The 2,199-nt window shown below is 45.3% G+C and carries 1 rRNA gene; it reads right to left on the minus strand.

The features are described from left to right. Positions 1–113: 113 nt before the first annotated feature. A 16S ribosomal RNA gene (locus ACNO7W_RS16305) occupies positions 114–1,627 on the minus strand. Between the last annotated feature and the right edge of the window lie 572 nt (positions 1,628–2,199).

Consider the following 2,199-nt stretch of genomic DNA (forward strand, 5'->3'; position numbering starts at 1 on the left):
TGTATTATTTGAACTAACAGCAAGAGTAATAAAATGTCCTTATTTGTTTCCACTTCGAACTTTCGTCTTCTTTCCTAAAAGTGTTGTTTGCACAACTAACATTCAGGCTCTAGAAAGGAGGTGTTCCAGCCGCACCTTCCGGTACGGCTACCTTGTTACGACTTAGCCCTAGTTACCAGTTTTACCCTAGGCAGCTCCTTGCGGTCACCGACTTCAGGCACCCCCAGCTTCCATGGCTTGACGGGCGGTGTGTACAAGGCCCGGGAACGTATTCACCGGATCATGGCTGATATCCGATTACTAGCGATTCCAGCTTCACGGAGTCGAGTTGCAGACTCCGATCCGAACTGTGACCGGTTTTATAGATTCGCTCCTGGTCGCCCAGTGGCTGCTCTCTGTACCGGCCATTGTAGCACGTGTGTAGCCCAAGGCGTAAGGGCCGTGATGATTTGACGTCATCCCCACCTTCCTCGCAGTTTGCACTGGCAGTCTTGTTAGAGTTCCCGACATGACTCGCTGGCAACTAACAACAGGGGTTGCGCTCGTTATAGGACTTAACCTGACACCTCACGGCACGAGCTGACGACAACCATGCAGCACCTTGTAAATTGTCTTGCGAAAAGTCTGTTTCCAAACCGGTCAATCTACATTTAAGCCTTGGTAAGGTTCCTCGCGTATCATCGAATTAAACCACATGCTCCACCGCTTGTGCGGGCCCCCGTCAATTCCTTTGAGTTTCATTCTTGCGAACGTACTCCCCAGGTGGGATACTTATCACTTTCGCTTAGCCACTGAGATTGCTCCCAACAGCTAGTATCCATCGTTTACGGCGTGGACTACCAGGGTATCTAATCCTGTTCGCTACCCACGCTTTCGTCCATCAGCGTCAATCCATTAGTAGTAACCTGCCTTCGCAATTGGTATTCCATGTAATCTCTAAGCATTTCACCGCTACACTACATATTCTAGTTACTTCCTAATAATTCAAGTCAGACAGTATCAATGGCCGTTCCACCGTTGAGCGATGGGCTTTCACCACTGACTTATCTGACCGCCTACGGACCCTTTAAACCCAATGATTCCGGATAACGCTTGGATCCTCCGTATTACCGCGGCTGCTGGCACGGAGTTAGCCGATCCTTATTCTTACAGTACCGTCAAGTTTGCTCACGAGCAAGTGTTTCTTCCTGTATAAAAGCAGTTTACAATCCATAGGACCGTCATCCTGCACGCGGCATGGCTGGATCAGGCTTGCGCCCATTGTCCAATATTCCTCACTGCTGCCTCCCGTAGGAGTCTGGTCCGTGTCTCAGTACCAGTGTGGGGGATCTCCCTCTCAGGACCCCTACCCATCGTTGCCTTGGTAAGCCGTTACCTTACCAACAAGCTAATGGGACGCATGCTCATCTTTCACCGATAAATCTTTAAATACATCTTGATGCCAAGTCGTATTACTATAAGGTATTAATCCAAATTTCTCTGGGCTATCCCTTTGTGAAAGGTAGATTGCATACGCGTTACGCACCCGTGCGCCGGTCTCTAGTTCCGAAGAACTATACCCCTCGACTTGCATGTGTTAAGCCTGCCGCTAGCGTTCATCCTGAGCCAGGATCAAACTCTTCATCGTATATTGTGCGAATTCAAATTAATTTGAACTCTTTTTTATATTCGACTAAATTCTCTAGTGGTTTTTTCAAATCTTTCGATTCTATTACTCTTTATTCTTTTGTCTTGAAATCTCTTTCAAAACGGCTGTCAATTCAATATGTCTAGGAACGTGTTCTGCTTTGTTTTAACTGAATTTATTTCAGTTTCTTTCGTTTCGTTTGGCACACATGGTGCGTCTCTGGAAGCGGGTGCAAAAGTACAACTTCTTTTTAATCTCGCAAGTGTTTTGGAAAGTTTTTTTGAAAATTTTTCGTTTCCTTTTTCTTTCCTGTAAAACGCGATTTCTCAACGTTTCCACCCACTCAATCTGTCTATGAACTTGCTCCCTTTCGGGTCGGCAAAGATAACTACTTCTTTCTTTTCTCGCAAATCTTTTTTCTAAAACTTTCGCCTTATTTTTGATTCACTTTCCAATATTTAAGTAAGAACATCCGCGTCATTGCGGGTGCAAAAGTAGCACCTTTATTCAGTTATTCAAGCTTTTTAATCACTTTTTTTTAACGTTTTCTTGTCTTTTTCTTTAACTCGCTG

Source organism: Flavobacterium sp. ZB4R12, from assembly GCF_048276375.1.
In the GTDB taxonomy this organism is placed as follows: Bacteria; Bacteroidota; Bacteroidia; order Flavobacteriales; family Flavobacteriaceae; genus Flavobacterium; species Flavobacterium gawalongense.